The sequence below is a fragment of the Citrobacter sp. EC_71 genome, assembly GCF_019584005.1.
GTDB classification, from domain to species: domain Bacteria; phylum Pseudomonadota; class Gammaproteobacteria; order Enterobacterales; family Enterobacteriaceae; genus Citrobacter; species Citrobacter werkmanii.
Genome location: NZ_VDAY01000004.1, coordinates 159,153 through 185,091 on the forward strand (window position 1 = coordinate 159,153; position 25,939 = coordinate 185,091).

Sequence of the window (25,939 nt, forward strand, 5' to 3'; positions counted from 1 at the left end):
TAGATGTTTTCATCAGACAGCCACCAGACGTTGATACTGTGCATCGCTTAGCGTGGTATGCCAGAAGAGTTCGCTGTAGCGCTTCATATCGGCTTTAAAGCTCGCGTTAACCTGAGGATCAAGCCAGGCGTGCAGGCGGCGTAATCCCAGTAAACGGTTGATGCCAGGAGGCGCATCCAGCCAGCCAAACGGTAGACCGCTGAGAAACAGAATGCGTTGGTTGGCAACCGCTTTAACTCCTTGCCAGACCGGATCTTCCCTCAGGTACTGCGCCGTCACCGCATCCTGCACCAGAATAATATCGGGCTGCCAGCTCAGCAGATTTTCCATTGAAACCTGCGTGAGTCCCTGTCGCCCAGGGATTTGCGCCACATTGTGTAAGCCCAGCAGTTCTGCCGCTTCGGTATGCAGTGAACCTTGTAACCCTGTCTCAAGCCCTCTGGCGCCGCGCGCGGCATAAAAACGCAGCTTTGCTCCGTAAGAGTGGGAAAACGCGAGTGCTTCATCAATAAACCGACGAGCCAGTCTGGCCTGAGCTCTGGCCCACGAGTCGACTCCCAGTGCTTCACCGGCGGCGAGTAACTGTTCCGGGGTACGTCGCAGTTCACCGTTAATCAACAGCCAGGGAATTTGCGTTTGCGCGCTCACCTGTCTGGCCTGAGAAAGCCAGGTTTCATCGGCATTGCCGCAGTCAACAACCAGGTCGGGTTTAAGCGCCAGTAACGCTTCAAGTGAGAGGGTACTGGCGCGCCCAGCCAGCCTGCCCAGTTTCGGCAATGCCCGAATATCATCGTGGAACGGGATGGCGGTCTGGCGAGATAAATCAAAGGAGGAAAGCCCTACCAGTTTTTCCGGCGCGACGGCCAGCAGCAGTATGTCGGCGGGCGCCCCCGCGCTGACCACGCGTTGGGTTATATTCGGCCCTGGCGTGCCTCCAACGGCAACGGTTAGCGGCGTTTGCGCCAATGCGGGAAGATGGCGTAGCAGCAGTGCAGATGCCACAAGCTGGGCAAACATCCGTCTTGTCAGTGCCATTATCGGTATCCTGAAGGTTACAAATTCGCTATATATTTACATATATAGCGAATAAAAACATGTTCAGAATCAAATTCTCACGGATGAAAACCCCGGATACCCCATAAGGGCTAGGGGGCATAGAGACAGCTTAAATGGCGGAAAATAAGACAGAAAAAATCCGCGGCATAGCGCGGATTAAGGGCGTAAAACGGCTCAGGTAATGACCTTAAGGCGTCGGTTGAGTCTGCTTTTTAGGCTCGGCAGGGGTTGTACTGTCCGGGGTTGGTCGTGATGCGGGTACGCTGTCGCAGGGTTTTTCTTTGGCACAAATCAGGTCGAGCATTTTCAGCGTTACGCCGTTGGTCCAACCGAAACCATCCTGTAACGGATATTCACCGCCACCACCGCCTGTGCCTGTGGTGCTCACGTCATACTTCTCAACCAGCTTTTTCTCGCGATCGTAAGTGTGCTGCACGTTGGTGAGAAATCGCCAGGTGACGTCCATGGCGACGTTATCCTGACCGTAATTCTGTAACCCTGATGCCGCGACCCACTGGAGCGGGGCCCAGCCGTTTGGCGCATCCCATTGTTGGCCGCTTTTCACCGAGGTGGTAGCAAGACCGCCGGGCTGCAGTAGATGCGCCTGGGTTGCCGCGGCGACCTTACTGGCGCGATCTTTTGCCGCCGCATTAACGTACAGCGGGAACAGGGCGGCGGCAGTAAGCTGATTACGTACTTTATGACTCTTCAGATCGTAGTCGGCATACCAGCCCTCTTTGTCATTCCACAGGTGTTTTTCGATCCCTTTTTGCCGGGCATTGGCGAAGCCTTCGTACTGCGCGGCTTTGGCATCATCACCGGCGGCTTTACTGGCGAGGGCGATCATTTTTTCCATTTTGTACATCAGCGCATTGAGATCGACCGGCACGATGCTGGTGGTACGCAAGGTGCCTAGCTGGTTGGGGTTATCCATCCAGCGGGAGCTAAAATCCCAGCCAGATGCGGCGGCGGAACGCAGGTCACGGTAGATTTCGGTAGCCGGGCGGTTCGGGTTACTTTTGGCGGTGGCGATATCCTCCACCCATGACTCTGGCCGCGGCGTATCGCGGTCATCCCAGTAGCGGTTCAAAATGGTGCCGTCATCCAGCTTAACCACGCGCTTATTTTGCTGACCGGGCTGGAGCGTTTCGACGCCTTCCATCCAGTAGGTGTACTCTTTGAGCATTTGTGGAAGGTATTTTTTCAGCGCATCATCCCCGTCGTGCTGCGCCAGCAGTTCAACCATAAAGGCAAAGAACGGCGGTTGAGAACGGCTCAGATAATAGGTGCGGTTGCCATTTGGAATGTGTCCCCAGGCATCAATCTCGTAAGCGAAGTTTGCCACCATGTCGGAAACCTTGTCCCAGTGATTACTTTCGGCAAGCCCCAGCATGGTGAAATAGCTGTCCCAATAATATATTTCGCGAAAACGTCCGCCTGGTACCACATATGGCTCCGGAAGCGGTAGCAGCGAGTCCCATTTTTCAGCATCGGTTGTCGAGCGGGTTAGCACTGGCCACAGCCCATCAATATGCTCGCGCAGCGATTGCCCGGCTGGTGGGACGTATTTCTCACCTTCTTTCGGTAAGGTAAAATTCACCCCGACAAAATGACGTAAATCGAATCCAGATTGATTCTTTTGCATTCGATAATCGGCGAGGATCATTAACGGATCGCTATTGGGAACCGCGTCAGCAAAGGTTTTCTGGTCAGGGAAAAGTTTGGCCGTTTGTACATCATTAAACAAAGGGCCAAGCAGAATATCAGGCGGTTGCGGTGTCGTTGCTGGCGCGTCCTCCGCATTGACGGTAAAAGAGGTAAAGGCAAAAAGGGTACTGGCAAGCGTCAGTTTTATCGCGACAGAAAGCAGGCCGGGATGGCGAATTTCTGGTGTTATCATCGGTTAATCTCCTTAGCGGCGTGCCGAAGCAGCGGCATTTACCATGAGAAAACCTTAGTTCAGGATCGACCGTTGCGCGTGATCGGCTCCCCATTTTGCGAATAAACAGACATTTCCCGACGAACGCAGAAGATGCACACCCTGTCGAGAAGGGTGTGCTGATGACATTAACCTGTATGGGTTATCCGATGTGCCACGCAGTCAACAGTGAGGGTATCTCCCATCTTTATGCTATCGAGTGTCTCCCCTTGCTGACACATCCAGCAAAGTCCCATTTCATGGGCGATAATCGCCGGGTGAGAAGCCTCGCTGCCGGCACGCAGGCAGATCCCTTTGATGGTCAGCGGATCGAGTTGCAATACCGTAGACGGATAAATGACGTCCGCGACCAGGATTGTCGGGCGGGTGAACGTCGGGATTTGCGCCGTCACTCCAGTCAAATGCTGCAGCGAACGAGACAGTAAATCTTCAATGTCGATGTATCGTGCCTGTAAGTAGGGATCGTCGAGCTGTAAATACTGCTGGCTGAGTTCGCTCAGCACCTGCTGCCAGGCCCAGGCGGCGCTACACTGCTTTTCACGCATTACGTCGCAGGCCATATCGAACAGCTCGGGATCGTCCAACAGCGTGTGGTGACCGGAGAAGATCGCGGCGATATCGGCGGAATACTTCTCTTCAGTAAGCGCGGTTAGCTCGCTTAAATCATTCAGCGTGCTCTGGATGGCGGCCTGTAATCGCTGCTGCTCAGTCTGCAATGATGCAGCAGGCTGCTGGCTTATTTCGGGTGAGAATGGCGCGTAACAAAATACCGTCCCCGTCGCTCGTGACGGGACCTGAGTCGCCGCGTTTTTCGCTTGCGTTGGCTCAAGCGATTCGCCAAAATTCTCTGCCGCCAGCTGTTTGAATGCGGCCAGCGCATCTTCTGCCTGTTCTCCTTGGGCAATGAGGCGCAGCGTGTCGTTACAACGCACCTGCAGTAAGGCTATCTGATTGAGGCTATCAGGGACGACGCACTTGCCGTTTTTCTCCAGCCACATTTCGGCATTAAAGCCAGACAGCGTAGATACCAGTCGCGAGGCCGGACGAACGTGGATGCCGTTGGGGTTTTTCACCACAATGGCAATCGAACGGGCATCTGTGTCGGGGGAGTGTTCAGCAGAAGTGGACTTTGCTGCCGAGGGCGAAGGTAAACCCAGTTGCTCACATTTGGCGTCGAGGGCGTTCATGGCATCACGGATGACCCGCTCGATATCGGCACCCGCAGCGGCGCTAACAGTCGCGGCCAGCGTGCCTTCAACCAGCGGGGCGGCGCACAGACGGACTTTCGCGGCGATACCAGGGTCAAGCAGCTCAAGGGCGGTTTCCGCACTCAGTAACGCGCTGCCGATATCCATCATCACTAACACGTGATCCGTATCAGCCACGGACTCGATGGCTTCCATCACCTTAACAGGATCGGTGCCAATCGGATTCTCGGGATCGTCAATGCCTGCGGCAATAGCGAGTTTGCAGCCATCGCCCATTAACATTTGTCGGGCTAACGCGCCGACGCCTTCGCCCAGTTGGGCGCTGTGAGACACAATAACCAGGTTTACCATCGCTTTATCCTTACTCTCTGGACGCCTGAGCCAGCATTTGCATCATAAACATGACGGACGTTGCGCCAGGATCCTGATGGCCAATGCTGCGTTCACCAAGGTAGCTGGCGCGGCCTTTGCATGCCTGCATGGTGATGGTGCTTTGCGCCGCAGCTTCCGCTTGTTGGCTTGCAGCTTCCAGCGCTGCCTGTACGCTTAACTTTTGCTCGCAGGACTGACGTAAAGATTCGACCACCGGTAGCCAGACGTCGCACATGGTTTTGTCGCCAGGCTCAGCTTTACCACGGCTAATGACGCCTTCTGCGCCATCGCGGATCATTTGATACAACTCGTCCAGCGTCAGGCTCTGGTGGGCTTGAGTGACCTGGGCGGCACGGATGAAAAATGTACCGAACAGTGGGCCGCTGGCTCCGCCAACGCTTGAGAGCAATACCATGCCGGTATTTTTTAAAATAAAACCGATGTCTTTATCGGCGATGGACGGCAGTTTTTCGACCACTTTACTAAAGCCACGGTGCATATTCAGACCGTGGTCGGCATCGCCGATTTCCCGGTCCAGTCCGGTGAGAAAATCACTTTCGGTAGTGAATATTTCGCCGCAGTGATAGAGCCAGTTAACAATTTGCGTTCTGGTGAGGGACATCATGAATCTCCTTATTTACCCCAGTTGAGAGCAGGGGTGTGAACCGGTGCATCCCATAAATTCAGCGTTTCGTCATCCACCTGTAATAGGGTGATTGAAAAGCCGGTCATATCCAGAGAGGTGCAGTAAGAACCGATCAGGTTTCGCTCAATGACAATCCCCGCATCCTGGCAACGGCTTTCGAGGCGGTTATACACGCCGAAGAGTTCTGACAACGGCGTTGCACCGAGATTATTGACCAGCGCAATGACGCGATCGCCGCTTTGCAACGCCCGCTTGCTTTCTTTGCCTTCCTGCCATGCGCCCTGGACGTTGTCCCAATGACGCAGCGTGCGGCTGTAGTTGCCGTTTTCCAGCAGCGTGTTGAACATTTCATCTACGGTTTGGTCGAGAGACGTGAAGGCTCGGCGGTCAATGCCCGGTTCCCCGTGGATACCCACGCCAAATTCCATTTCGTTATCCTGCAGCGTGAACGACGGTTGCCCGGCGGCCGGAACGGTACAGGCACCAATGGCGATTCCAATGGAGTGCCCCTGGTTATTCAGTTGACGCCCGAGTGCCGCGCAGGCTTCCAGCGAGTCACCGCGTTCGGCGGCCGCGCCGACCAGTTTTTCTATCAATACGGTATTCGCCACGCCACGACGACCGGCGGTATACAGACTGTCTTTCACCGCGACGTCGTCATCCACCACCATGGTCGTGACTTTTATACCGCTGTCGTGCAGCAACTCGGTGGCGGTTTCGAAGTTAAGAATGTCACCGGTGTAATTCTTGATGATCAGCAGGACGCCTTCACCGCCGTCAATTTGCATGGCGCATTCGAACATTTTATCCGGCGTAGGTGAGGTAAAAATTTCACCCGGGCAGGCCCCGGCGAGCATGCCCTGCCCAATATAACCGCAGTGCATTGGTTCATGTCCGCTGCCGCCGCCCGAGAGTAGTGCCACTTTGCCCATCACCGGCGCATCTGCGCGAGTGACATAGACCGGGTCCTGATGCAAGGCCAGGGAAGGGTAAGCTTTCGCCAGTCCGGCGAGTTGTTCATTCAGTACGTCTTCAACACGGTTAATCAATTTTTTCATTATTTATGCTCCGCAGACAGTCCTGGATGCTGCCAAAATTCTGCAGCCATCTGATGTAGGGTATCGGTTTGTACAACGCTACGGCGACCGCTCGCTGCCGATAAGGTAATTTTGCACACAGGTATGCAAAAAAAAATTGTGTGAGTTAGTGTTTCAATACGAAACATTGCCACCTCAATACGTTCCATATTGAAACGTATAGCTGCAAAAAACAGCGGAAATGTGAGATTGGGCAGTATCAGGCGGGAAAGCGATTACGCGCTGGGTTTTGCTGAAAAAAAACCACCTGCCCGGCAGGTGGTTTATGAACAGGAAAAGATCCAATCTTAGCCCGGATAAATTCCGCGATCTTTACGTGCCAGCAAAATACGCTCGCAGGCAACAATATAGGCGGCAGTACGCAGAGAGCAGGATTTCTCGGCCGCTTTTTCCCATACGTGTACCATCGCATCGGTCATGATTTTGTCCATGCGTTGGTTGATCTCTTCTTCGCTCCAGAAGAAGCTTGCCATGTCCTGAACCCATTCGAAGTAGCTGACGGTAACGCCGCCAGCGTTACAAACCACGTCAGGTACAACCACAATACCACGGCTAGCCAGAACATCATCTGCATCAGGATAGGTTGGACCGTTGGCGCCTTCGAGTACTAGTTTACAGGTTAGCGTTTCAGCGCGGTGACGCGTGATCTGACCTTCGAGCGCTGCAGGGATCAGTATGTCCATCTCCAGGCTCCAGAACGCCTCGCTGGCGATGGTTTCAGCTCCCGGGAAACCTGCAATCTGCTTGTGTTCCAGTTGCCAGGCTGACAGCGCGGACATGTCGATACCGGTAGCGTTAAACAGCGTCGCGGTGTGATCCTGAATAGCAACGACACGTGCGCCTGCTGCCGCGAAAAGACGGGCGGCTTCACTGCCGACGTTACCAAAACCTTGCACTGCAACACGAGCGCCTTCAACTTCGATATTAGCACGACGAGCCACTTCCAGACCGCTGACAAAAACGCCGCGACCGGTGGCTTTATCACGGCCTAACGAGCCGCCAAGGTGAATAGGTTTACCGGTGACAACACTGGTCACGGTGGTGCCGTGGTTCATGGAATAGGTATCCATCATCCAGGCCATCACTTTACCGTTTGTACCCACATCCGGCGCAGGGATGTCTTTCTGCGGTCCTATAATAATGCCGATTTCGCTGGTATAGCGACGGGTCAAACGCTCCAGTTCGCCCTCAGACAGTGAGAACGGATCGACGCGCACACCCCCTTTGGCACCGCCGTATGGCAGATTCAATGCCGCGCATTTGATGGTCATCCATGCGGACAGGGCCATCACTTCATTAAGATCAACATCAGGATGAAAACGCACACCACCTTTGCCCGGACCGCGCGAAAGGTTATGTTGCACACGATACCCTTCAAAATGACGGATAGTCCCGTCATCCATTTGTACCGGGATATCGACAATCAATGCGCGTTTTGGGTGACGCAGGGTATCCACCCAATGGGAAAGTTCGCCCAGGTAAGGGGCCACACGCTCGATTTGTTGCAGGTAGGTATTCCAGGCAGATGTGCTGCTATCTGAAGCGTAAGATAACTTATCCATGATAAACCTTAGTTATAAAAGTAATATGTTCTTAATTTGGCCGTGGTATACAGTGAATCTCACCATATAAACCTAAATTTAACATTTTTTTCGACAGGTGGCCTGTCCAGCCAACACGGCTTATCGGTATGGATAGTATGGGCTTTATCTGGAAAATGAATAATTATGCTTTTCTTTAACTATTTTGCGGTTTTTATTGCGATATGGGTGATTTGATATGCGTGTTTTGCAAAAAACACATTTTGTCAGATTTATGACGCACCTCTAAAAGTAAACAATATGATAATAAAATGTGTTTGCCTTATTGCGTTGAGCTGGGCGTCTGTCGGGTCAAGGCCCGTGGAAAATGACTTTGTATCCTTGCTCATTCCAGTGTTGCAGCAGTTCATTTTGTCTTCTGGTTGGCGTCGTACCGGTCCAGACAAAAAGTGTTTGTCCGGGGAATAGCTCAGGACGTGGTGTTTCAATAGGTTCTGCAAGAATGGCGATATGCCACCCGGATTGCGATAAGCGCCAGGCCTCCAGCCATAAGCGGGTTCTGTCTTCAACATCCCAGGCCATCAGAATGGCATCTTTCCCTGACTTGCGACGTGTTTCTGACAGGAGTACCGCAACATATTCAATCAGCGCGCCGTCAAGCATACTGTTCATTATGCGAGAGGTATTATGATCAAGTATGAGCCGCTGACGTACAGGGAGATAGACTCGGTCAATCAACGCATCTACCGGATACGCGCGGCCAAGAGAGAGCATTTTGGCCCGCAGTTTCGGCGGATGCGCCATCCGCAGAATGCTCATCATCTCTTCCTGCAGCTGATTCCAGTCATCGTCAGTTTCACGGGTACTGGTTTCCAGTAATGCTTTAACTTTCCCAACAGGCGTACCATTGCTAATCCAACGTTTGATTTCTTCAATACGTTGAATATCCTCTTCATCAAAGAGTCGATGGCCGCCTTCACTTCGTTGAGGTTTGAGTAAACCGTAGCGTCGTTGCCATGCCCGAAGGGTCACAGGATTTATCCCGCAACGCTCTGCGACGTCGCCAATGCTGTAATAAGCCATAGTTCCCCCCAACACGCCTGATTCTCCGTTACCGATATGCGGTTCCTGTCACTTTGTACAACATGCATAAAATTGTACAAAACATACAGAGCATTCTAGCAAAATTAAGATTTACTTTACTATCACGCGTGAGAATCTTACTGCATTCAACATCAAATAGCGGAGCGGGGTAACAAAATTTTTTCATAATGTCATTAAGTTACAGCTTACTCTAAGCGAGTTTATTTTTTCTCAGGCCATGCTACTGAAGGGGTACCATTCAGCAAGGCTGCTGCAAATAAGTTACCCTGGAAAAGCTCGATCCCGGCGGATTCAAGCCACATCCATTCTTCGGGTTTTTCAATACCAACGGCGGAAAGTTGAATCTCAAGTGAAGTACAGCATTTAATGATCGCCTGAATGATAGCTTGCCTCGGGCCACTTTTATGGACATCAGCAATGAGTTCACGGCTTATCTTTATTCTGTCCGGCTGGAAACGAGACAGGAGCAATAGCCCGGCATAACCCGCGCCGAAATGATCAACTGCCACACAAATCCCCGATGCTTTAAGTGATTTTACCGCCTGTGCAAAAGCATCAAAGCGTGAGATGACTGCGCTCTCGGTAAATTCCACAATGATTTGTTCAGGGACCAGCCCATTTGCGGCTATTTCATGAATCAGAAAGTTAACAGCGTCGGGTCTGTTCACCAGCGTCATAGGTAACAGGTTGACTGACAACATTTTTTCACCAAGGTTCAGCGCGCTGGCCATGGCAAATGCCGTCTTTTTACTTTCCAGATCCGCTGTGTACATCTCTTCCGTGCTTAATTTGTCAAAGTACGCTGCCGGAGTTTCCCCATCTTTACCACGAATCAGCGCTTCCAGAGCGATAACGCGTTGTGAGAGAGGATCGATAATTGGTTGAAAGGCAAAGGTGTAGTCGGTATTTGACGCAAGCTCTGCTTTATTAAGGGTGGTACCACTATTATCGGTAATAAAATCCCAGAAATTGGCAGCAGGGATTTCGAAATAAGTCGATTTTTCTGTCGCCAGTACGAATGTCCGGAAAAACTGCAATGCCCGGTCATCATACGTGAGCTGGAATTTTGACGTTCCCTGATTCAGTACAGCTTGTAAGACCTCAGCCCGTTCATGTTTTTGTAAATCAAATAACTCCATCCCGACCTTCCCGAACCGGCGCGCTGGGGCATAATCGCACATCAGTTCGACAATATTGTAGTGCCGTGGGTCGTTACAAATACAACGATAAATCTCCTTCACCTGCTCCTCTGGGCCTTCAAGTAGTTGGAAAAAATGCCGACCGTTAAAGAGCAAGATCCCCGTAACATCAGATCGCCTGTTTTTCAGATTTGCGGCCACCACCATATCCTCAATCGCATAGAGGGGGGCGTCATCACGTAGATGGCTACGGTAAATAATGGTCGTGAGCATGGAAAGTCCGGGATTAAGGGATGAGGTGAGGACAGTATCAGACAAACGCGGTTATGTCCTGATTTTCAATACATTATTTTAACTGTAATTTTACATAATAAGGTTCAACAAAAATCGTAACTGCCCTGGTTCATAGAGGTTGTACAATGGGTGGAGATATCGTGTTTCTCTTTTTCTTCGTAACATATTGATAAATAAAATATAGCACTTTATGTTAAAATTTGCCTGATCTCAATGTACACATTTTTGGTACAACTTTGCTACTGTTATAAAACTTAATACTCACCAGCATTTTGTTACAGGAGCAACATATGCAGCAGCACAGAGTTCTCACTGATTCCGCACACGCAATCTCTCGTTACTTTGCAAAAGCGCATCTTCCTACACAGCAGGAAACATTGGGAGAGATCGTCACTGAGATATTGAAAGATGGACGTAACCTGAGCCGAAAGTCACTCTGTGCCAAGCTTCTGAACCGTCTTGAAAAAGCATCCGGAGAGGATGAACAGAAGCATTACAATGCCTTAATCGGCCTGCTCTTCGAATAAAGGGATGCCCTAAAACATCTAAATGGGGAAAGTAGTGAAGTAGTTATGAAGAAAACTGACCATGAACGCTTGAAACACGAAATTACAGGTTTAGCTGTTATACAGATTTTGCGCATGAACACGGCAATATCACTACCCGCATTGATTAAGCAATTACGTCTTATGAAGGTGAGTGAAGCGGATGCCGGGCGTAGACATCTTATTGATAGCATAATTCATGATTTCACAGATTCTAATCCGGCAAGGATGAACCCCAAACCGGAAAGAACTGGTGATGAGAGTGTATTCAGTGGCAGTAAAAAGCCTAAATTACATTAGAGACCATCTTTCATACTATACAAGCGAGGTGACTATGCTTCAGGAAATGAATGTTCACAGAGCAATAGCAGATAAGGCTTTGTCGAGTTACTTCCGTAATGCCGGTGAGCTATTAGCAGATGAATCCGTTGTATTGGGACAGGCAGTAACAAATGTGATTTTAGCTGGTGATAATGTTAATAATAAAAATATCATTTTAAGCCTGATCGCTTCACTGGAATCGACAACCGATGTTGTTCAGGCTGATATCATCAGAAAAACACTGGAAATAGTGTTGCGCTATACCGCTGACGACGTCTAATAAAGTTATTTTATAATCATGAAGCTCCAGCATCCATAGTATGTGCTGAGTATTTGTATACTTTGAATTAAGACTACACATAGCATCTTCTCATTCTTAGACTGCATTATTATGGGCTTGATATGATTAATTCAATTCCGGAAAATTATATTTTCCAGTGCGCTTTATACAAGAATTTAGAGCGCAATGTGATGTTGAAAATGGGTTATGTCAGTGATGACATTCTTGTTCAGGCACTTAGTGTACAGCTGAAGAATGAGAAGAATGCTATATTAACCGATCTCTATATGCAGATTATGCGTCACCTTCAACCAGGTATTCGTTCTGAACCCCGTCAGATTAATTGTGATTTTTTAGAGGTCATAAATAATGAATACAGTTCAGGAACACGCCAGACATGCAGAATTGTGGATTGATGATGTCTATATCAGACAAGGCCTGGAGATTATTCTCGCTGATATAGAATATAAAGATAAGAACGTGCGTCTTGTTTTCTTTACGATTAACTACTTCAACACTGTCAAAAAGCAAAACTATGATCTCAGGACGCATCGGCTGGTGCTTCTGATTGATGGTCATCTGTATCAGTATCTCAATGAACTTTCGTTCTACAGACTTCCTGTAGACAGTGGAGTAGCCTCAATCAAAAAATTTATCGCTGAAATTATCAGCATTGATACTGAACACGACCAGCAATCTGAAATAAATATCGTCCTGACTGAACGGGATAAATTTATCTTAACGCAATTAGGGGAAGGGCGGACTATTTCTGAAATTTCTGGCTTGCTTAACCTGCACTTAAAAACGATTTACCTGAGCAGGCAAAATCTGATCAAGAAACTTGGCTGTTCGGGGTTGATTGACTTTCAGGGAATACTGCAAACCCCAATATTCAGGAACTGGCTGAAACATGCCTGAGTAAATCACAGGATGTGAACTCTAAAAAATCCATAAAATGAAAAATCCACGCCGTGGCGTGGATTTTGGAATTACAGAGTTAAACGTGAATTAGACGTTGAACAGGAAATTCATCACATCGCCATCTCTCACGATGTAATCTTTCCCTTCCGCACGCATCTTACCGGCTTCTTTCGCGCCTTGCTCACCTTTGTAGGTAATGAAGTCTTCAAACGCGATAGTTTGTGCACGGATGAATCCTTTCTCGAAGTCGGTGTGGATTTTACCTGCCGCCTGCGGAGCGGTAGCGCCGACAGGGATAGTCCATGCACGTACTTCTTTCACGCCCGCGGTGAAGTAGGTCTGCAGATTCAGCAGCTCGTAGCCTGCGCGGATCACGCGGTTCAGCCCCGGCTCTTCCAGACCCAGCTCGGCCATGAACTCTTCACGGTCGGCGTCATCCAGCTCAGCGATGTCGGCTTCAACGGCGGCGCAAACAGCTACCACCACGGAACCTTCGGCAGCGGCGATTTCACGCACCTTGTCGAGGTACGGGTTGTTTTCAAAACCGTCTTCGTTGACGTTGGCGATATACATGGTCGGCTTCAGCGTCAGGAAGCTCAGGTATTTGATGGCCGCTTTATCTTCGTCAGTCAGATTTTTCAACGCACGCAGCATGCCAGCGTTTTCCAACTGTGGCAGACATTTTTCGAGGGCAGCCAGTTCTGCTTTGGCGTCTTTGTCGCCGCCTTTGGCTTTCTTCTGTACGCGGTGAATAGCGCGTTCACAGGTATCCAGATCGGACAGCGCCAGTTCGGTATTGATAACATCGATATCGTCAGCCGGATCCACTTTGTTATTAACGTGGATGATGTTGTCGTTTTCGAAGCAGCGCACCACGTGGCCGATCGCTTCGGTTTCGCGGATGTTAGTCAGGAACTGGTTACCCAGACCTTCACCTTTGGAGGCGCCTTTTACCAGGCCCGCGATATCAACGAATTCCATCGTGGTCGGCAGGATACGCTGCGGTTTGACGATTTCGGCCAGCTGATCCAGACGCGGATCGGGCATCGGGACAACACCCGTGTTCGGCTCGATAGTACAGAACGGGAAGTTTGCCGCTTCAATACCCGCTTTTGTGAGCGCGTTGAACAGGGTGGATTTGCCTACGTTTGGCAAACCGACGATACCGCATTTGAATCCCATGTTTAAATCACCTTAATCTTTTGATATTCAATCTGTTATAGAAAACAGATTGTAGAAAAGTAAATAACTCTGCCTATTATACACAGCACGCGAGCAAAATGCCGCACATCGCTGCTTATTGCGCTTTAAAGGTATGTAACCGGCTCGTTGCTTTTGTCAGGCCATCTTTGAACAAAATCTCGGTACAACGGGCCGCTTCGTCAATCGCTTCATCAATTAACTTCTGTTCAGAAACAGGTGGTTTGCCTAAAACAAACCCGACAACTTTGTTTTTATCGCCCGGATGACCAATTCCAACGCGTAAACGATGAAAGTTAGGGTTATTGCCTAACTTGCTGATGATGTCCTTCAGGCCATTATGTCCGCCATGACCACCGCCAAGCTTAAATTTGGCAACACCTGGCGGCAGGTCTAGTTCGTCATGTGCAACTAAAATTTCATCGGGATTGATGCGATAAAAACTAGCCATCGCGCCAACGGCCTTGCCGCTCAGATTCATAAATGTGGTCGGCACCAGCAGGCGGACATCTTCGCCTTCTAGCGTAACCCTGGAGGTGTAGCCGAAGAATTTCGGCTCATCGCGCAGGGGAGCGCGTAATCTCTCTGCCAGTAGATCAACATACCATGCGCCGGCGTTGTGCCGCGTTGCCGCATACTCTGCGCCGGGGTTCGCCAGACCGACAATCAATTTAATCGTCACGTGTTTTGTCCTGAGTGTATCTATAAACGACGGGTAGTTTACTGTCTGGCGCTGCGCTTGACAAAAAACTGCGTGCTTATCCTCGAAAACTGAATAATTGCGAAACTGGACTATTAGAAATTGAGTGTGTTCAGTAGCTTATTTGTAAAGTTTTGTTGCGCGGGTGTTTGTAATTGTGATCGCTCCCGCACTTGCGAACGGCAGTGTTGTCTATACTTTACACATAAGGATTAGGGGTATTCCCTGTAACAACCCAAAGTTCCGGAGGTGACACATGAAACGCAAAAACGCTTCGTTACTCGGTAACGTGCTCATGGCTTTAGGGTTGGTGGTGATGGTGGGTGGCGTTGGTTACTCTATTTTAAACCAACTGCCGCAATTTAATCTGCCACAGTTTTTCGCGCATGGTGCTGTGCTCAGTATTTTTGTCGGCGGTGTTCTCTGGTTAGCGGGGGCCAGAGTCGGCGGGCACGAACAAATCAGTGACCGTTACTGGTGGGTACGTCATTATGACAAACGCTGCCGTCGCGGTGATACCAATCATCGTCACAACTAAATAGTCTCTCCACTGCGAGTGCCACTGTTTGCAGGCAGAGTCCTGGTTGAAAACCAGTCCTCTGCTTGTTCACGCATATCCCGGATAAAATGCACTCATCATCGCTGCGCAATTGCAGAGGCGTTATTCGAATAATCGATAATGTAACGTCTTAACCACGCTATCCGCCGCGTCAGCCGGTAACAGAATGCACAGGTTATCGTTTGATGCGCCGTGGCAAATCATGCGTACCGTATGCTCTTCGAGCCAGGCAAAAACGTCTTTGCAAACCCCCGCAGCCTGGGTCAGTTGATTGCCCACCAAAGTGACTAATGCCAGTCCGGTTTCCACTTCCAGCCGACAGTGGGAGGACAATGCGGTAAACAGTGCCGTGGTCAGTATATGGTCCTCACCCGATGTCGCATGAGTGGCGTCCAGCGCCAGCGCAATACAATTTTCTGATATCGTGACCAAATCTACTGCCACCGCGTGGTGGGATAAAATGGCAAATACCTGCGCCAGAAAAGCACAGGGCGGTTGTGTCTGCAGACTGTGTAATCGCAATAGCGTCTGTTTACGGCGCACGGCGAGCGCCCGATAACGCGGTGGATTATCGGTGGTGTTGTGCACCAGCGTACCACCGGCGGCCGTATCTTTACTTGAGCCAACAAAGACCGGAATGCTTTTCCGCATTGCCGGGAGCAGTGTAGCCGGGTGAAGAACCTTCGCACCGTAGGCGGCCATATCGCTGGCCTCGGAAAATGAGATATGGTCGATCCGTTTGGCCCGTGGCGCAATGCGCGGATCTGTGGTGTAGATCCCGGCAACGTCGGTCCAGATGTCCACGCGTGCGGCGTGCAGTGCTTCACCAAGTAGCGTGGCGGTGTAATCACTCCCGCCGCGTCCCAGCGTCGTGGTATGTCCGCCTGCATCGCGGCCAATAAATCCCTGGGTAACCATAATAGCCTGCTCAAGACGCGGGCGCAGATGAGTCTCCACCTGGTGGTGCAGGGTGCTGAGATCCGGCTCAGCGCAGCCGTAGTTCGAATTGGTACGCATCACGCTGCGGGCGTCAAACCACCCTGCTTCGGCGTGCCGTTCACGTAATACTTCAGTAAACAACAAAGAGGACATCAGTTCGCCGTGGCTGACTAACTCATCGCTTAGTGCATCGGACGGTGAAACCGTCGCCGTTTGTGCAAGGCGGCGTATATTGTTGAGAAGATTATCGATTTCCGTGCTGATAACGGACGGCTGCTTCAGGCGGGAAATAATGTTGTATTGGATGGCGCGTAACGTCTCAAGCTTATCTAATTGTTGGTGCGTTTCCAGACCTTCAGAAAGCTCGACCAGTAAGTTTGTCACGCCTGCTGAAGCAGACAGAACGACTAAACGGACATCTTGATCAGCAAGAACAATGCTGGCGCTGCGGTTCATCGCATCAAAATCAGCGACGCTGGTGCCGCCAAATTTGGCAACGACGGATGGTGGATAAATGCGAGTCATAACAATCTCATATCAGGGCGCCATAAAAGTATGGCTAGAAAATTTTCATTCTCGGCATAAGGGAACGACGTTCGCCTTACGAAATGTCCGCCCGCGAACATTTCTGCTGACAACCCAGGGAATTCCTGTTGTCGATAACGCGTGTCGCCTGTACGCGTGACCGGGTGCTGCGCATTAAATTTATCTACATAGCCTGTAAATAAGCGCGCCATACTAAGTGATTTATATTTAGGGATCGACTTTTTTATTCGATTTATCGAAAAATAAGTGAAAAATCATGTCGTAAAGAAAAAACGCGCACATTATTAATAGTAAAAACATGTAAAAAAATAATAAAAACATGAAAACCTCATGGTTTCTATTACATCGTACAGGTTGCAACTGGCTACAGCATTGTAAAATAAATAGCTATATTTGTTTATGATTTCGTAATGCGGGATGTGCTTTATGCTTTGAATTATAAGGTAAAAATGCTCATTTAAGGCGGCGTAAAATAAATGATTGAGTCCAGTGCTAAAACAACATATATTAGCCGCGCTTTTTTACAGGTAATCCTTATAACCATTTATTCAATCAGGCGTTAATCTACACCTGGTTGTAGGAGTGATATGATGACGGATAAAGTCCGTATTGATACTTTAAGTGCTAATTCATTACCGCAGAGCAATGATACCTTTTTAGCAAGACAGGCTGAGTTTGAATCTAATGTCCGCAGCTATCCGCGTAAACTGCCATTAGCGATTGCGAAAGCGCAGGGCGTCTGGATTACTGACGTAGAAAATAATCAATATCTTGATTGTCTTGCAGGTGCCGGTACCCTGGCGCTCGGTCACAATCATCCTGAAGTGCTCCAGAGCATTCAAAGTGTCATCACAAGCGGCTTACCGTTACATACGCTTGACCTTACCACGCCGTTAAAAGATGAATTTTCATCTTATTTACTGTCTTTATTGCCGGGCCAGGGCAAAGAGTATTGCCTGCAGTTCACCGGGCCGTCTGGCGCAGATGCCGTTGAAGCGGCGCTGAAGCTGGCGAAGAAAGTGACCGGCCGTTCCAGCATTATCAGCTTCTCCGGCGGCTACCATGGGATGACCCACGGCGCGCTGTCCGTGACTGGCAACCTGTCGCCGAAAGAAGCCGTCAGCAACATGATGGCGGAAGTGCAGTTTATGCCGTATCCGCATCAGTACCGCTGCCCGCTGGGTATTGGCGGTGAAGCTGGCGTGAAAGCATTAACTTACTACTTCGAAAACCTGATCAACGACGTTGAAAGCGGCGTGCGTAAACCGGCTGCGGTGATCCTCGAAGCCGTGCAGGGCGAGGGCGGCGTGAACCCGGCGCCGATCGAATGGTTACAGCGTATTCGTAAAGTGACGCAGGAACACGGCATTCTGCTGATTATCGATGAAGTTCAGGCTGGCTTCGCGCGTACCGGTAAGCTGTTCGCCTTCGAACACGCCGGTATTGAGCCAGACATCATCGTGATGTCCAAAGCGGTTGGCGGCGGTCTGCCGCTGGCGGTACTGGGCATTAAAAAGCAGTTCGATGCGTGGGCTCCGGGCCACCATACCGGTACCTTCCGCGGCAACCAGCTGGCGATGGCCACCGGTCTGACAACACTGAAAATCCTCAAAGACGACGAGATTGCCGATAAAGTTGCCGCTCAGGGCGAGTGGCTGAAAGGTAAACTGACCGACCTGCAGAAACGCTATCCGGTGATTGGCCAGGTACGCGGTCTGGGTCTGATGATCGGTATTGAAATTGTTAAGCCGAACGAAGCGCAGGATCACATGGGCTGCTATCCGGCCGATGGCGAGCTGTCCGCGCTGCTGCAGAAAAAATGCTTCGAAAATGGGCTGATTCTGGAGCGTGGCGGCCGTAACGGTTGCGTACTGCGCCTGCTGCCGTCTCTGCTGATCACTAACGCTGAGCTGGAAGTGTTCCTCGATAAATTCGAAAACGCCCTGTTGGGCGCTGGTGTAAAGCCGGTTTAAACGGAGTTGGAGCGAATGTCAGACGTAAACCCGATTTTGTCCGGCTCGGCGCAGAGTATTGCTGCCTATCAGGACGCTATCGAGCAGAGTACGAAAGCGGTCGTTGAATGGTTGCAACAGCCTGAGATGTATCAGGGCAAAACCGTTGAACAGCTGCGCGAACGTATCAACCTGAACTTTACGTCTCAGGGCCTGGGCAACCAGGCCGCTATTGAGCGTGCGGTTGAATACTTTCTCAAAGACAGCCTGTTGGTTCACCATGCGCAGTGCGTGGCGCACCTGCACTGCCCAAGCCTGGTGATTAGCCAGGCGGCGGAAGTGCTGATCAACGCCACTAACCAGAGCATGGACTCCTGGGACCAAAGCCCGTCGGCCACGATCATTGAGATCAAACTGATCGAATGGCTGCGTGAGCAGGTAGGTTATGCGGCGGGCGACGCGGGCGTGTTCACCAGCGGCGGCACCCAGAGCAATCTGATGGGCCTGATGCTGGCGCGCGACGCTTTCTTCGCTCGCCAGGGGCACTCCATTCAGCAGAATGGTCTGACCGGTGACCTGAGCAAAATTAAAGTGTTCTGCTCTGAAAGCGCACACTTCTCCGTGCAGAAAAACATGGCGCTGATGGGACTGGGTTACCGTTCCGTCACTCAGGTGAAGACCGATGCGTTCTCACGGATGGATCTGACTGACCTGAAAGCTAAGCTGGCCCAGGCGCAAGCCAACGGCGAGCAGGTGATGGCGATTGTCGCCACGGCCGGCACCACCGACGCAGGCGCTATCGATCCGTTAGCGGATATTGCGGCGCTGGCGGCAGAGCACCAGATCTGGATGCACGTGGATGCGGCATGGGGCGGGGCGTTACTGCTGTCTGAGAAGTATCGTCACTTCCTGAACGGTCTCGAACTGGCGGATTCCGTAACCCTGGACTTCCACAAACAGTTCTTCCAGACCATCAGCTGCGGCGCGTTCCTGTTAAAAGACGCGCGTCACTATGAGCTGATGCGCTATCAGGCGGCATACCTGAACTCTGATTTCGATGAAAGACACGGCGTGCCGAACCTGGTGTCGAAGTCGCTGCAGACCACGCGCCGTTTCGACGCGCTCAAGCTGTGGATGGGCCTCGAAGCGCTGGGTAAAAAGCAGTATGCCGAAATCATCGATAACGGCGTGACGCTGGCCCGCGATGCGGCTGAGTTTGTCAAAACCCAGCCGCATCTGGAACTGGTTATGGAGCCGCAGCTGGCAAGCGTGCTGTTCCGCTTCCGTCCGCAAAGCGATGACATCGCGTTCGTTGCGCTGCTGAACCAGCGTATTGGCGACGTGCTGCTGGCTTCCGGTAGCGCCAACGTCGGCGTCACCGAAGCTGATGGCGTCACCTGCCTGAAGCTGACGCTGTTGAACCCGACCGTGTGCCTGGAGGATGTGAAAGTCCTGCTGGCGAGCGTGAAGGCGACGGCTGAGCAACTGCTGAAAGCGTAAGCATAAATAAGCTTGATATAAAAATGGCTCCCACTCACGGGAGCCATTTTTTTGCCTGTCATGTGTAGCCCGGGGCGCTTCGCCGGGTAGGGCTGGGCGTCAGCTGATATCCGCCAGTGCGGCGTCTTTATTCGGGAAGAACGTCAGGCGTCCTGGAATAGGCTGAATACCCGCGCGGGCCATGGTACGTAGCGGCTGGAACTCCAGGTTACTGATACGTAATTCGCAACCTTCCGGCAGACGTTTTACAAAACGTTGGAAGGCGTCCAGACCACCAGCATCCAGTACCGGGACTGCGTCCCACTTCAAGACCACAATGCGTTTACCCGCAATGCGCGACTCGAGATCGGTAAATAATCCCTCCGCCGCGGCAAAGAACAGCGGGCCGATGACGCGTAGCACCAGAACATCGTCTGCTACATCAACGTTGACCGGTGCCAGCCGCGTCATGCGCGCAATACGGCGCATAAACAGCAGAGAAGCGAGAACGATCCCGACGCTGATGGCGATAACCATGTCGAACAGCACCGTCAGCGACATACACATCAGCATGACGATGATGTCGTCTTTTGGCGCATGACGCAGCAGATCCACCACTTTGTGGGCTTCACTCATGTTCCATGCCACCATCAGCAGCAGGGCGGCCATGGCGGAAAGCGGTAGCCATGAAAGCAGCGGTGCTAAAACCAATAGCGCCAGGATCACCAGAATCGCGTGGATGACCGCCGAAACGGGTGAGGTTGCCCCGGCGCGGACGTTGGCCGCAGAACGGGCAATTGCCGCCGTGGCGGTGATACCACCAAAGAACGGCGCAACAATGTTACCCAGCCCCTGACCAATCAGCTCGCTGTTGGCTTTATGCTTGGTGCCGGTCATGCCGTCGAGGACGACGGCGCACAGCAGAGATTCAATTGCCCCCAGCATCGCCATTGAGAAGGCTGCCGGTAACAGCGCCTGTAATGAACTCCAGCTCAGGGTAAAGTTTGACTCGGGCATATTCCACGGTAATACCAGTTGCGGCAGCAACTGCGGGATACCGTTACCCTGTGAGCCGTCAGCCAGAATGTAGTGGAACTGGGAACCGATGGTCGCAACGTGACCACCGGTCAGGTTCACAATTCCCATTACCGCACAGCCTGCCAGCAGTGCAGGAAGGTGACCCGGCAGTCGGATCCCCAAACGAGGCCAGAAAATCAGGATCCCCAGCGTTACCACGCCAATGGCGGCATCGCCGAAGTTGATGGTTGGCAAGGCCATAAACAGCGCACCAACTTTTTGCAGGTAGTGCTCCGGTACATGGGCCATTTGCAGGCCAAGAAAATCTTTAATCTGCATGGTACCGATAGTGATACCAATACCCGACGTAAAGCCTAACGTAACCGACACGGGAATATATTCGATCAGGCGACCAAAACGGGCGAGGCCGAAAAGGATCAGAAATATCCCGGACATGAGCGTGGCAACCAGCAGGCCTGCCAGCCCAAACTGTTGCGACACCGGATACAGGATCACCACGAAGGCGGCGGTCGGGCCAGAGACGCTAAAGCGCGACCCCCCGGTGAGGGCGATAACAATCCCAGCGACGGCGGAGGTATACAGACCGTACTGCGGCGCAACGCCACTCCCTATTGCCAGGGCCATTGCCAGCGGAATGGCAATGATCCCCACCGTTATCCCGGCGATCAGGTCACGGGTAAAGCGAGAAGCGGTATATTTTTCTTTCCAACAAGCGTCGATGAGGGCGCGGAAAGGCATCACATGTGAGGAAAATAATCTGTTCACAATAATGTTTCATCCATGAGCGCATCATCTGTCAACTAAATGGCAGGTGAAGTAGGCAAAAGTCATACAAATAAGTATTACAGATAAAAAAACCCGCCGCAGCGGGTTTTTGAGCCGGGCTCGATTAATGCTCGAACATAGCAGAGATGGATTCTTCGTTGCTGATACGACGAATCGCTTCGGCCAGCATACCCGACAGGGTCAATGTACGCACGTTTGGCAGCGCTTTGATTTCGTCAGTCAGTGGAATAGTGTCACAGACAACGACTTCATCAATCACTGAGTTGCGCAGGTTGTTTGCCGCATTACCTGAGAAGATCGGGTGGGTTGCGTAAGCAAATACGCGTTTTGCACCACGTTCTTTCAGTGCTTCTGCTGCTTTACACAGCGTACCGCCGGTATCGATCATGTCATCAACCAGCACGCAGTCACGACCTGCAACGTCACCAATGATGTGCATCACCTGAGAAACGTTCGCACGCGGACGACGTTTGTCGATGATAGCCATATCGGTATCGTTCAGCAGTTTAGCGATAGCACGGGCACGCACGACGCCACCGATGTCCGGAGAAACCACGATCGGGTTGTCCAGATTCAGTTGCAGCATGTCTTCTAACAGGATTGGGCTACCGAATACGTTATCAACCGGTACGTCAAAGAAGCCCTGGATCTGTTCAGCATGCAGGTCAACGGTGAGGACGCGGTCAACGCCAACGCTGGACAGGAAATCAGCGACGACTTTAGCGGTAATCGGTACACGAGCGGAACGTACGCGACGATCCTGACGTGCATAGCCGAAGTAAGGAATAACGGCGGTGATACGGCCTGCGGAAGCACGGCGCAGCGCATCAACCATAACGACCAATTCCATCAGGTTGTCGTTAGTAGGGGCACAAGTGGACTGGATGATGAAAATATCACCACCGCGTACATTTTCATTAATTTGTACGCTGACTTCGCCGTCGCTAAAGCGACCTACAGCGGCGTCGCCGAGTGAAGTGTACAGGCGGTTGGCAATACGTTGTGCTAGTTCCGGGGTGGCGTTACCAGCAAAAAGCTTCATATCAGGCACGAGAAGAACCTCAGGCATGCGTCCATTGGTGGAAAGAATCTGCCGAAAACTGTGCGGGCCAGGCAGTATCCTCTCCATGCGGTGTATTAAAGAGCGCGATGCAACGTCTGGAACAGGGTGACGTTGTCACCGCAACTCAGCTTGCCCGGTTTACTCTTCATCCTTCGGGTTTCATGTGCGTTGGCGTTAATTCCTCACACCAGCACATACTGTTGTATGCGCCAGGTGTTCCGTCATCTCGCCATCTTCCTGAAACCCGAATGATTTAGAGTAACGCTCTATGCAAAGGGGAGAGGTTGACGCCTTTCGCCACAAAGCCTTTGAGCCATTCCGGGGCTTGCTCAAGCACCTGGCGAGCACGAGACTCTGTGTCAAATTCAGCAAAGACACAAGCCCCTGTACCAGTCAGGCGCGACGGCGCGTATTCTAACAGCCAGGAAAGCGCCGCATCAACCTCGCGAAAACGTTTTCTTGCGATAACCTCGCAATCATTGCCGAATTCACATTTTAGTAACGTTTTTATTGACCTTTTTGGCGTGTTACGCGGGAGGTCAGGATCGTTAAAAATGACCGGCGTTGGAATACTGACTCCCGGATGAGCGACCAGATACCATTTTTCAGGTGGATCGACCGGCGTCAGAATTTCTCCCACGCCTTCGGCAAAAGCCGCGTGGCCGCGCACGAACACGGGAACATCCGCCCCCAGCGTCAAGCCGATTGCCGCCAGTTCATCAACCGAAAGCCCACACCGCCAGAGATGATTCAACGCCACCAGAACGGTGGCCGCATTTGACGAACCGCCGCCCAGGCCGCCACCCATCGGCAGACGCTTTTCGATACTGATGTCCGCGCCGCTTCCTGCGGGCAGGCGATCGCTTGTCGACGCTGTCTTCATCAGCAAACGCGCCGCGCGCACGATCAGGTTATCTTCATGCGCAACGCCTTCCACCGGGGTTAGGAGGTGTATTTCGCCATCGTGGCGCAGATTGATGCCAATCTCGTCGCCATAGTCGAGAAACTGGAATAACGTCTGTAGCGTGTGGTAACCGTCCGCACGCTGCCCGGTGATATATAAAAACAGATTCAGTTTTGCCGGAGAGGGCCAATGGCTCATCATTTCACAATCCAGTTATCCATTTTCAGCTTAATACGCTGGGAGCCGTCGGACAGCTCCATGTTGGCTGGCATCGCAGGCTGCGTTTTGCTGTCGTAGGCGCTATAGACCACTTTCCAGCTTTTACCGTCTTTACTGTAGTTCACTTCGCTCAGACGATATTGGTCGTCGAGCTTGTAATCGGTGGCGTCACCCGGCAGGCCAAGGATCCACTGGCGCAGGCTATTCAACGGAATAGGCATGCCGGTCAGTTTACCAATCATCTCTTCGGCGTTGTCGGCGGTGTAGTGCTTACCTTTGTTATCGACAAGCTCAACGTTGCCCGGCTGCGCATTGAGTTCCAATTCCGTGCTGCCCAGCGGGTTGGTCAGCAGCAGACGATAGCGATCCTGTCCGGTTTGCTGCCAGAAAAAGCGGGCATACACTTTCTGTTGATCGGAGATATAAGCGAACGCACCGCGCGTCTGATATTGGTTCAGGGCGCGTACTTCCTGCTGGTGCTGGCGCCACTGCGGGGAATCGGGGCTTTTGCCGGGACCTTTCGGTGCGTTGAGGGTACAGGCACTAAGAACCAGGGCTGCAAGGGGCAGCAGGCGAATCAGGCGAAAATCAGGCAGGGTCATAATGATGACAAATCCTTGAGATACGTTGCAGTTATAACTCTCAATGCTAGCGCCACCATCTGACATCGTCTACGTTCAAGTTATCTTAAATCGCTTAAATTTGTGCGCTAAGCTATTACTCCAAAAGGGGGCAGTCTCTTTTATTGACCGCACGCATCCTGTATGATGCACCCAGTCTAACCTTATCAACGCTGGTACTATTCCCGCTCACATGACCCTTTTAGCGCTTGGTATTAACCATAAAACGGCACCTGTATCGCTGCGAGAACGCGTCACGTTTTCGCCGGATACGCTCGATCAGGCGCTGGACAGCCTGCAAGCGCTGCCAATGGTGCAGGGCGGGGTAGTGCTGTCGACGTGTAACCGCACAGAGATTTACCTCAGCGTGGAAGAGCAGGACAACCTGCAAGAAGCACTGATTCGCTGGTTGTGTGAATACCATAACCTTAATGAAGAAGACCTGCGCAATAGCCTGTACTGGCACCAGGACAATGACGCCGTCAGCCATCTGATGCGCGTTGCCAGTGGTCTGGATTCGCTGGTGCTCGGCGAGCCGCAGATTTTGGGACAGGTTAAAAAAGCCTTTGCGGATTCGCAGAAAGGCCACCAGAACGCCAGTGCGCTGGAGCGCATGTTCCAGAAATCGTTCTCTGTCGCTAAACGTGTCCGTACCGAAACTGATATCGGCGCCAGCGCTGTTTCCGTGGCTTTTGCTGCCTGTACGCTGGCGCGGCAGATCTTTGAATCGCTCTCCACAGTAACCGTACTGTTAGTCGGCGCAGGCGAGACCATCGAATTGGTGGCGCGTCATTTGCGCGAACACAAAGTGAAGAAGATGATCATCGCCAACCGCACGCGTGAACGCGCGCAGGTGCTGGCGGATGAAGTCGGCGCTGAAGTGATTTCATTGAGCGATATCGATGCCCGCTTGCAGGATGCCGATATCATTATCAGTTCAACCGCCAGTCCGCTGCCGATTATCGGTAAAGGAATGGTAGAGCGTGCGCTTAAAAACCGTCGTAACCAGCCTATGCTGCTGGTGGATATCGCCGTACCGCGCGATGTCGAGCCGGAAGTGGGCAAATTGTCCAACGCCTACTTGTACAGCGTTGACGATCTGCAAAGCATCATTTCGCATAACCTGGCCCAGCGCAAAGCGGCGGCCGTGGAAGCCGAAACGATCGTGGCGCAGGAAACCAGCGAGTTTATGGCCTGGCTGCGTGCCCAGGGCGCAAGTGACACTATCCGCGAGTATCGCAGTCAGTCAGAACAGATCCGTGATGAACTGACCGCCAAAGCGTTGGCCGCTCTTCAACAGGGCGGTGATGCGCAAGCCATTATGCAGGATCTGGCCTGGAAACTGACTAACCGTCTGATCCACGCACCAACCAAATCACTTCAACAGGCCGCCCGTGACGGGGATAGTGAACGCCTGAATATTCTGCGCGACAGCCTCGGGCTGGAGTAGCAACACACCAATCTTATTTTT

24 protein-coding genes are annotated in these 25,939 nt (G+C 51.7%); 9 read left to right on the forward strand and 15 right to left on the reverse strand.

Annotated elements, in window-relative coordinates:
* Positions 1-12: 12 nt before the first annotated feature.
* The 8 genes from FHD02_RS05860 to FHD02_RS05895 all read right to left on the reverse strand — a co-directional run bounded on the left by FHD02_RS05860 (position 13) and on the right by FHD02_RS05895 (position 10,375).
* On the reverse strand, positions 13-1,035 hold the full coding sequence (locus FHD02_RS05860) for an ABC transporter substrate-binding protein (protein WP_137370526.1): 1,023 nt from the start codon (positions 1,033-1,035) through the stop codon (positions 13-15).
* A 208-nt stretch (positions 1,036-1,243) separates the two neighbouring features.
* On the reverse strand, positions 1,244-2,956 hold the full coding sequence (locus FHD02_RS05865) for an alpha,alpha-trehalase (protein WP_137370525.1): 1,713 nt from the start codon (positions 2,954-2,956) through the stop codon (positions 1,244-1,246).
* A 167-nt stretch (positions 2,957-3,123) separates the two neighbouring features.
* Entirely contained in the window at positions 3,124-4,554 is a 1,431-nt protein-coding gene (dhaM, locus tag FHD02_RS05870) for a dihydroxyacetone kinase phosphoryl donor subunit DhaM (protein ID WP_137370524.1), read from the reverse strand.
* Between the two features lie 10 nt (positions 4,555-4,564).
* Positions 4,565-5,197 carry a dihydroxyacetone kinase subunit DhaL gene (gene dhaL, locus FHD02_RS05875; RefSeq protein ID WP_137370534.1) on the reverse strand — a complete coding sequence of 211 codons (633 nt, stop codon included), beginning with the start codon at positions 5,195-5,197 and terminating at the stop codon, positions 4,565-4,567.
* A gap of 11 nt (positions 5,198-5,208) precedes the next feature.
* Positions 5,209-6,279, reverse strand: a complete 1,071-nt coding sequence (dhaK, locus tag FHD02_RS05880; protein WP_061381208.1) for a dihydroxyacetone kinase subunit DhaK — start codon at positions 6,277-6,279, stop codon at positions 5,209-5,211.
* A gap of 326 nt (positions 6,280-6,605) precedes the next feature.
* Positions 6,606-7,880 carry a Glu/Leu/Phe/Val dehydrogenase gene (locus FHD02_RS05885; protein ID WP_042307917.1) on the reverse strand — a complete coding sequence of 425 codons (1,275 nt, stop codon included), beginning with the start codon at positions 7,878-7,880 and terminating at the stop codon, positions 6,606-6,608.
* Between the two features lie 330 nt (positions 7,881-8,210).
* Complete coding sequence (locus tag FHD02_RS05890) at positions 8,211-8,942, reverse strand: MerR family transcriptional regulator (protein WP_042307920.1); 732 nt, start codon at positions 8,940-8,942, stop codon at positions 8,211-8,213.
* Between the two features lie 221 nt (positions 8,943-9,163).
* Positions 9,164-10,375 carry a diguanylate phosphodiesterase gene (locus FHD02_RS05895; RefSeq protein ID WP_137370523.1) on the reverse strand — a complete coding sequence of 404 codons (1,212 nt, stop codon included), beginning with the start codon at positions 10,373-10,375 and terminating at the stop codon, positions 9,164-9,166.
* A 311-nt stretch (positions 10,376-10,686) separates the two neighbouring features.
* Between FHD02_RS05895 and ycgZ the strand changes: the two genes are divergently transcribed.
* The 5 genes from ycgZ (at position 10,687) to FHD02_RS05920 (ending at position 12,460) form a co-directional block, all read left to right on the forward strand.
* The gene (gene ycgZ / locus FHD02_RS05900) at positions 10,687-10,923 is read left to right on the forward strand and encodes a regulatory protein YcgZ (protein ID WP_042307924.1); all 237 of its coding nucleotides are present in this window, start codon (positions 10,687-10,689) and stop codon (positions 10,921-10,923) included.
* Positions 10,924-10,968: 45 nt separating this feature from the next.
* Positions 10,969-11,241: a hypothetical protein gene (locus tag FHD02_RS05905; protein WP_042307926.1), complete on the forward strand. Its 273-nt coding sequence runs from the start codon at positions 10,969-10,971 to the stop codon at positions 11,239-11,241.
* A 34-nt stretch (positions 11,242-11,275) separates the two neighbouring features.
* A complete protein-coding gene (locus FHD02_RS05910; RefSeq protein WP_038641176.1) occupies positions 11,276-11,542 on the forward strand; it encodes a biofilm/acid-resistance regulator YmgB/AriR in 267 nt (88 codons plus the stop codon).
* 122 nt (positions 11,543-11,664) lie between these two features.
* On the forward strand, positions 11,665-11,958 hold the full coding sequence (locus tag FHD02_RS05915) for a hypothetical protein (protein ID WP_042307929.1): 294 nt from the start codon (positions 11,665-11,667) through the stop codon (positions 11,956-11,958).
* The gene (locus FHD02_RS05920; RefSeq protein WP_227255169.1) at positions 11,912-12,460 is read left to right on the forward strand and encodes a LuxR C-terminal-related transcriptional regulator; all 549 of its coding nucleotides are present in this window, start codon (positions 11,912-11,914) and stop codon (positions 12,458-12,460) included. Before FHD02_RS05915 ends, FHD02_RS05920 begins: the two co-directional genes overlap by 47 nt.
* 90 nt (positions 12,461-12,550) lie before the next feature.
* Here the strand turns inward: FHD02_RS05920 and ychF are convergent, their stop codons facing one another.
* A complete protein-coding gene (ychF, locus tag FHD02_RS05925; protein ID WP_061381215.1) occupies positions 12,551-13,645 on the reverse strand; it encodes a redox-regulated ATPase YchF in 1,095 nt (364 codons plus the stop codon).
* Between the two features lie 115 nt (positions 13,646-13,760).
* Positions 13,761-14,345 carry an aminoacyl-tRNA hydrolase gene (gene pth, locus FHD02_RS05930; RefSeq protein WP_016153302.1) on the reverse strand — a complete coding sequence of 195 codons (585 nt, stop codon included), beginning with the start codon at positions 14,343-14,345 and terminating at the stop codon, positions 13,761-13,763.
* A gap of 274 nt (positions 14,346-14,619) precedes the next feature.
* Here pth and ychH point away from each other — a divergent pair, with 274 nt between their 5' ends.
* Positions 14,620-14,901 carry a stress-induced protein YchH gene (gene ychH, locus FHD02_RS05935; protein WP_003833480.1) on the forward strand — a complete coding sequence of 94 codons (282 nt, stop codon included), beginning with the start codon at positions 14,620-14,622 and terminating at the stop codon, positions 14,899-14,901.
* Positions 14,902-15,024: 123 nt separating this feature from the next.
* Here the strand turns inward: ychH and lysC are convergent, their stop codons facing one another.
* A complete protein-coding gene (gene lysC / locus FHD02_RS05940) occupies positions 15,025-16,386 on the reverse strand; it encodes a lysine-sensitive aspartokinase 3 (RefSeq protein WP_220393685.1) in 1,362 nt (453 codons plus the stop codon).
* 608 nt (positions 16,387-16,994) lie between these two features.
* Here lysC and FHD02_RS05945 point away from each other — a divergent pair.
* Positions 16,995-18,380, forward strand: a complete 1,386-nt coding sequence (locus FHD02_RS05945) for a diaminobutyrate--2-oxoglutarate transaminase (RefSeq protein ID WP_220393686.1) — start codon at positions 16,995-16,997, stop codon at positions 18,378-18,380.
* 15 nt (positions 18,381-18,395) lie between these two features.
* Positions 18,396-19,859, forward strand: a complete 1,464-nt coding sequence (locus tag FHD02_RS05950) for an aspartate aminotransferase family protein (RefSeq protein WP_137370519.1) — start codon at positions 18,396-18,398, stop codon at positions 19,857-19,859.
* 99 nt (positions 19,860-19,958) lie between these two features.
* On the opposite strand, the gene dauA is transcribed toward FHD02_RS05950, so the two are convergent.
* The 4 genes from dauA to lolB form a co-directional block, all read right to left on the reverse strand.
* On the reverse strand, positions 19,959-21,641 hold the full coding sequence (gene dauA / locus FHD02_RS05955) for a C4-dicarboxylic acid transporter DauA (RefSeq protein ID WP_137370608.1): 1,683 nt from the start codon (positions 21,639-21,641) through the stop codon (positions 19,959-19,961).
* A gap of 124 nt (positions 21,642-21,765) precedes the next feature.
* The gene (gene prs / locus FHD02_RS05960; protein ID WP_001518537.1) at positions 21,766-22,713 is read right to left on the reverse strand and encodes a ribose-phosphate diphosphokinase; all 948 of its coding nucleotides are present in this window, start codon (positions 22,711-22,713) and stop codon (positions 21,766-21,768) included.
* Positions 22,714-22,978: 265 nt separating this feature from the next.
* Positions 22,979-23,830: a 4-(cytidine 5'-diphospho)-2-C-methyl-D-erythritol kinase gene (ispE, locus tag FHD02_RS05965; protein ID WP_061381218.1), complete on the reverse strand. Its 852-nt coding sequence runs from the start codon at positions 23,828-23,830 to the stop codon at positions 22,979-22,981.
* On the reverse strand, positions 23,827-24,450 hold the full coding sequence (gene lolB, locus FHD02_RS05970) for a lipoprotein insertase outer membrane protein LolB (protein ID WP_137370609.1): 624 nt from the start codon (positions 24,448-24,450) through the stop codon (positions 23,827-23,829). Before lolB ends, ispE begins: the two co-directional genes overlap by 4 nt.
* A 211-nt stretch (positions 24,451-24,661) precedes the next feature.
* On the opposite strand from lolB, the gene hemA reads away from it, so the two are divergent.
* The gene (gene hemA / locus FHD02_RS05975) at positions 24,662-25,918 is read left to right on the forward strand and encodes a glutamyl-tRNA reductase (protein WP_042307946.1); all 1,257 of its coding nucleotides are present in this window, start codon (positions 24,662-24,664) and stop codon (positions 25,916-25,918) included.
* Positions 25,919-25,939: the final 21 nt, after the last annotated feature.

Excerpts from the sequence above, each read along its gene's own strand:
- ychH (WP_003833480.1), top strand. The coding sequence starts at position 14,620 with ATGAAACGCAAAAACGCTTCGTTACTCGGTAACGTGCTCATGGCTTTA.
- dhaK (WP_061381208.1), bottom strand. The coding sequence starts at position 6,279 with ATGAAAAAATTGATTAACCGTGTTGAAGACGTACTGAATGAACAACTC.
- FHD02_RS05905 (WP_042307926.1), top strand. The coding sequence starts at position 10,969 with ATGAAGAAAACTGACCATGAACGCTTGAAACACGAAATTACAGGTTTA.
- lolB (WP_137370609.1), bottom strand. The coding sequence starts at position 24,450 with ATGACCCTGCCTGATTTTCGCCTGATTCGCCTGCTGCCCCTTGCAGCC.
- FHD02_RS05945 (WP_220393686.1), top strand. The coding sequence starts at position 16,995 with ATGATGACGGATAAAGTCCGTATTGATACTTTAAGTGCTAATTCATTA.
- FHD02_RS05950 (WP_137370519.1), top strand. The coding sequence starts at position 18,396 with ATGTCAGACGTAAACCCGATTTTGTCCGGCTCGGCGCAGAGTATTGCT.
- FHD02_RS05915 (WP_042307929.1), top strand. The coding sequence starts at position 11,665 with ATGATTAATTCAATTCCGGAAAATTATATTTTCCAGTGCGCTTTATAC.
- lysC (WP_220393685.1), bottom strand. The coding sequence starts at position 16,386 with ATGACTCGCATTTATCCACCATCCGTCGTTGCCAAATTTGGCGGCACC.
- hemA (WP_042307946.1), top strand. The coding sequence starts at position 24,662 with ATGACCCTTTTAGCGCTTGGTATTAACCATAAAACGGCACCTGTATCG.
- FHD02_RS05865 (WP_137370525.1), bottom strand. The coding sequence starts at position 2,956 with ATGATAACACCAGAAATTCGCCATCCCGGCCTGCTTTCTGTCGCGATA.
- FHD02_RS05860 (WP_137370526.1), bottom strand. The coding sequence starts at position 1,035 with ATGGCACTGACAAGACGGATGTTTGCCCAGCTTGTGGCATCTGCACTG.
- ispE (WP_061381218.1), bottom strand. The coding sequence starts at position 23,830 with ATGATGAGCCATTGGCCCTCTCCGGCAAAACTGAATCTGTTTTTATAT.
- dhaM (WP_137370524.1), bottom strand. The coding sequence starts at position 4,554 with ATGGTAAACCTGGTTATTGTGTCTCACAGCGCCCAACTGGGCGAAGGC.
- ychF (WP_061381215.1), bottom strand. The coding sequence starts at position 13,645 with ATGGGATTCAAATGCGGTATCGTCGGTTTGCCAAACGTAGGCAAATCC.
- FHD02_RS05910 (WP_038641176.1), top strand. The coding sequence starts at position 11,276 with ATGCTTCAGGAAATGAATGTTCACAGAGCAATAGCAGATAAGGCTTTG.
- ycgZ (WP_042307924.1), top strand. The coding sequence starts at position 10,687 with ATGCAGCAGCACAGAGTTCTCACTGATTCCGCACACGCAATCTCTCGT.
- FHD02_RS05895 (WP_137370523.1), bottom strand. The coding sequence starts at position 10,375 with ATGCTCACGACCATTATTTACCGTAGCCATCTACGTGATGACGCCCCC.
- FHD02_RS05885 (WP_042307917.1), bottom strand. The coding sequence starts at position 7,880 with ATGGATAAGTTATCTTACGCTTCAGATAGCAGCACATCTGCCTGGAAT.
- FHD02_RS05890 (WP_042307920.1), bottom strand. The coding sequence starts at position 8,942 with ATGGCTTATTACAGCATTGGCGACGTCGCAGAGCGTTGCGGGATAAAT.
- dhaL (WP_137370534.1), bottom strand. The coding sequence starts at position 5,197 with ATGTCCCTCACCAGAACGCAAATTGTTAACTGGCTCTATCACTGCGGC.
- FHD02_RS05920 (WP_227255169.1), top strand. The coding sequence starts at position 11,912 with ATGAATACAGTTCAGGAACACGCCAGACATGCAGAATTGTGGATTGAT.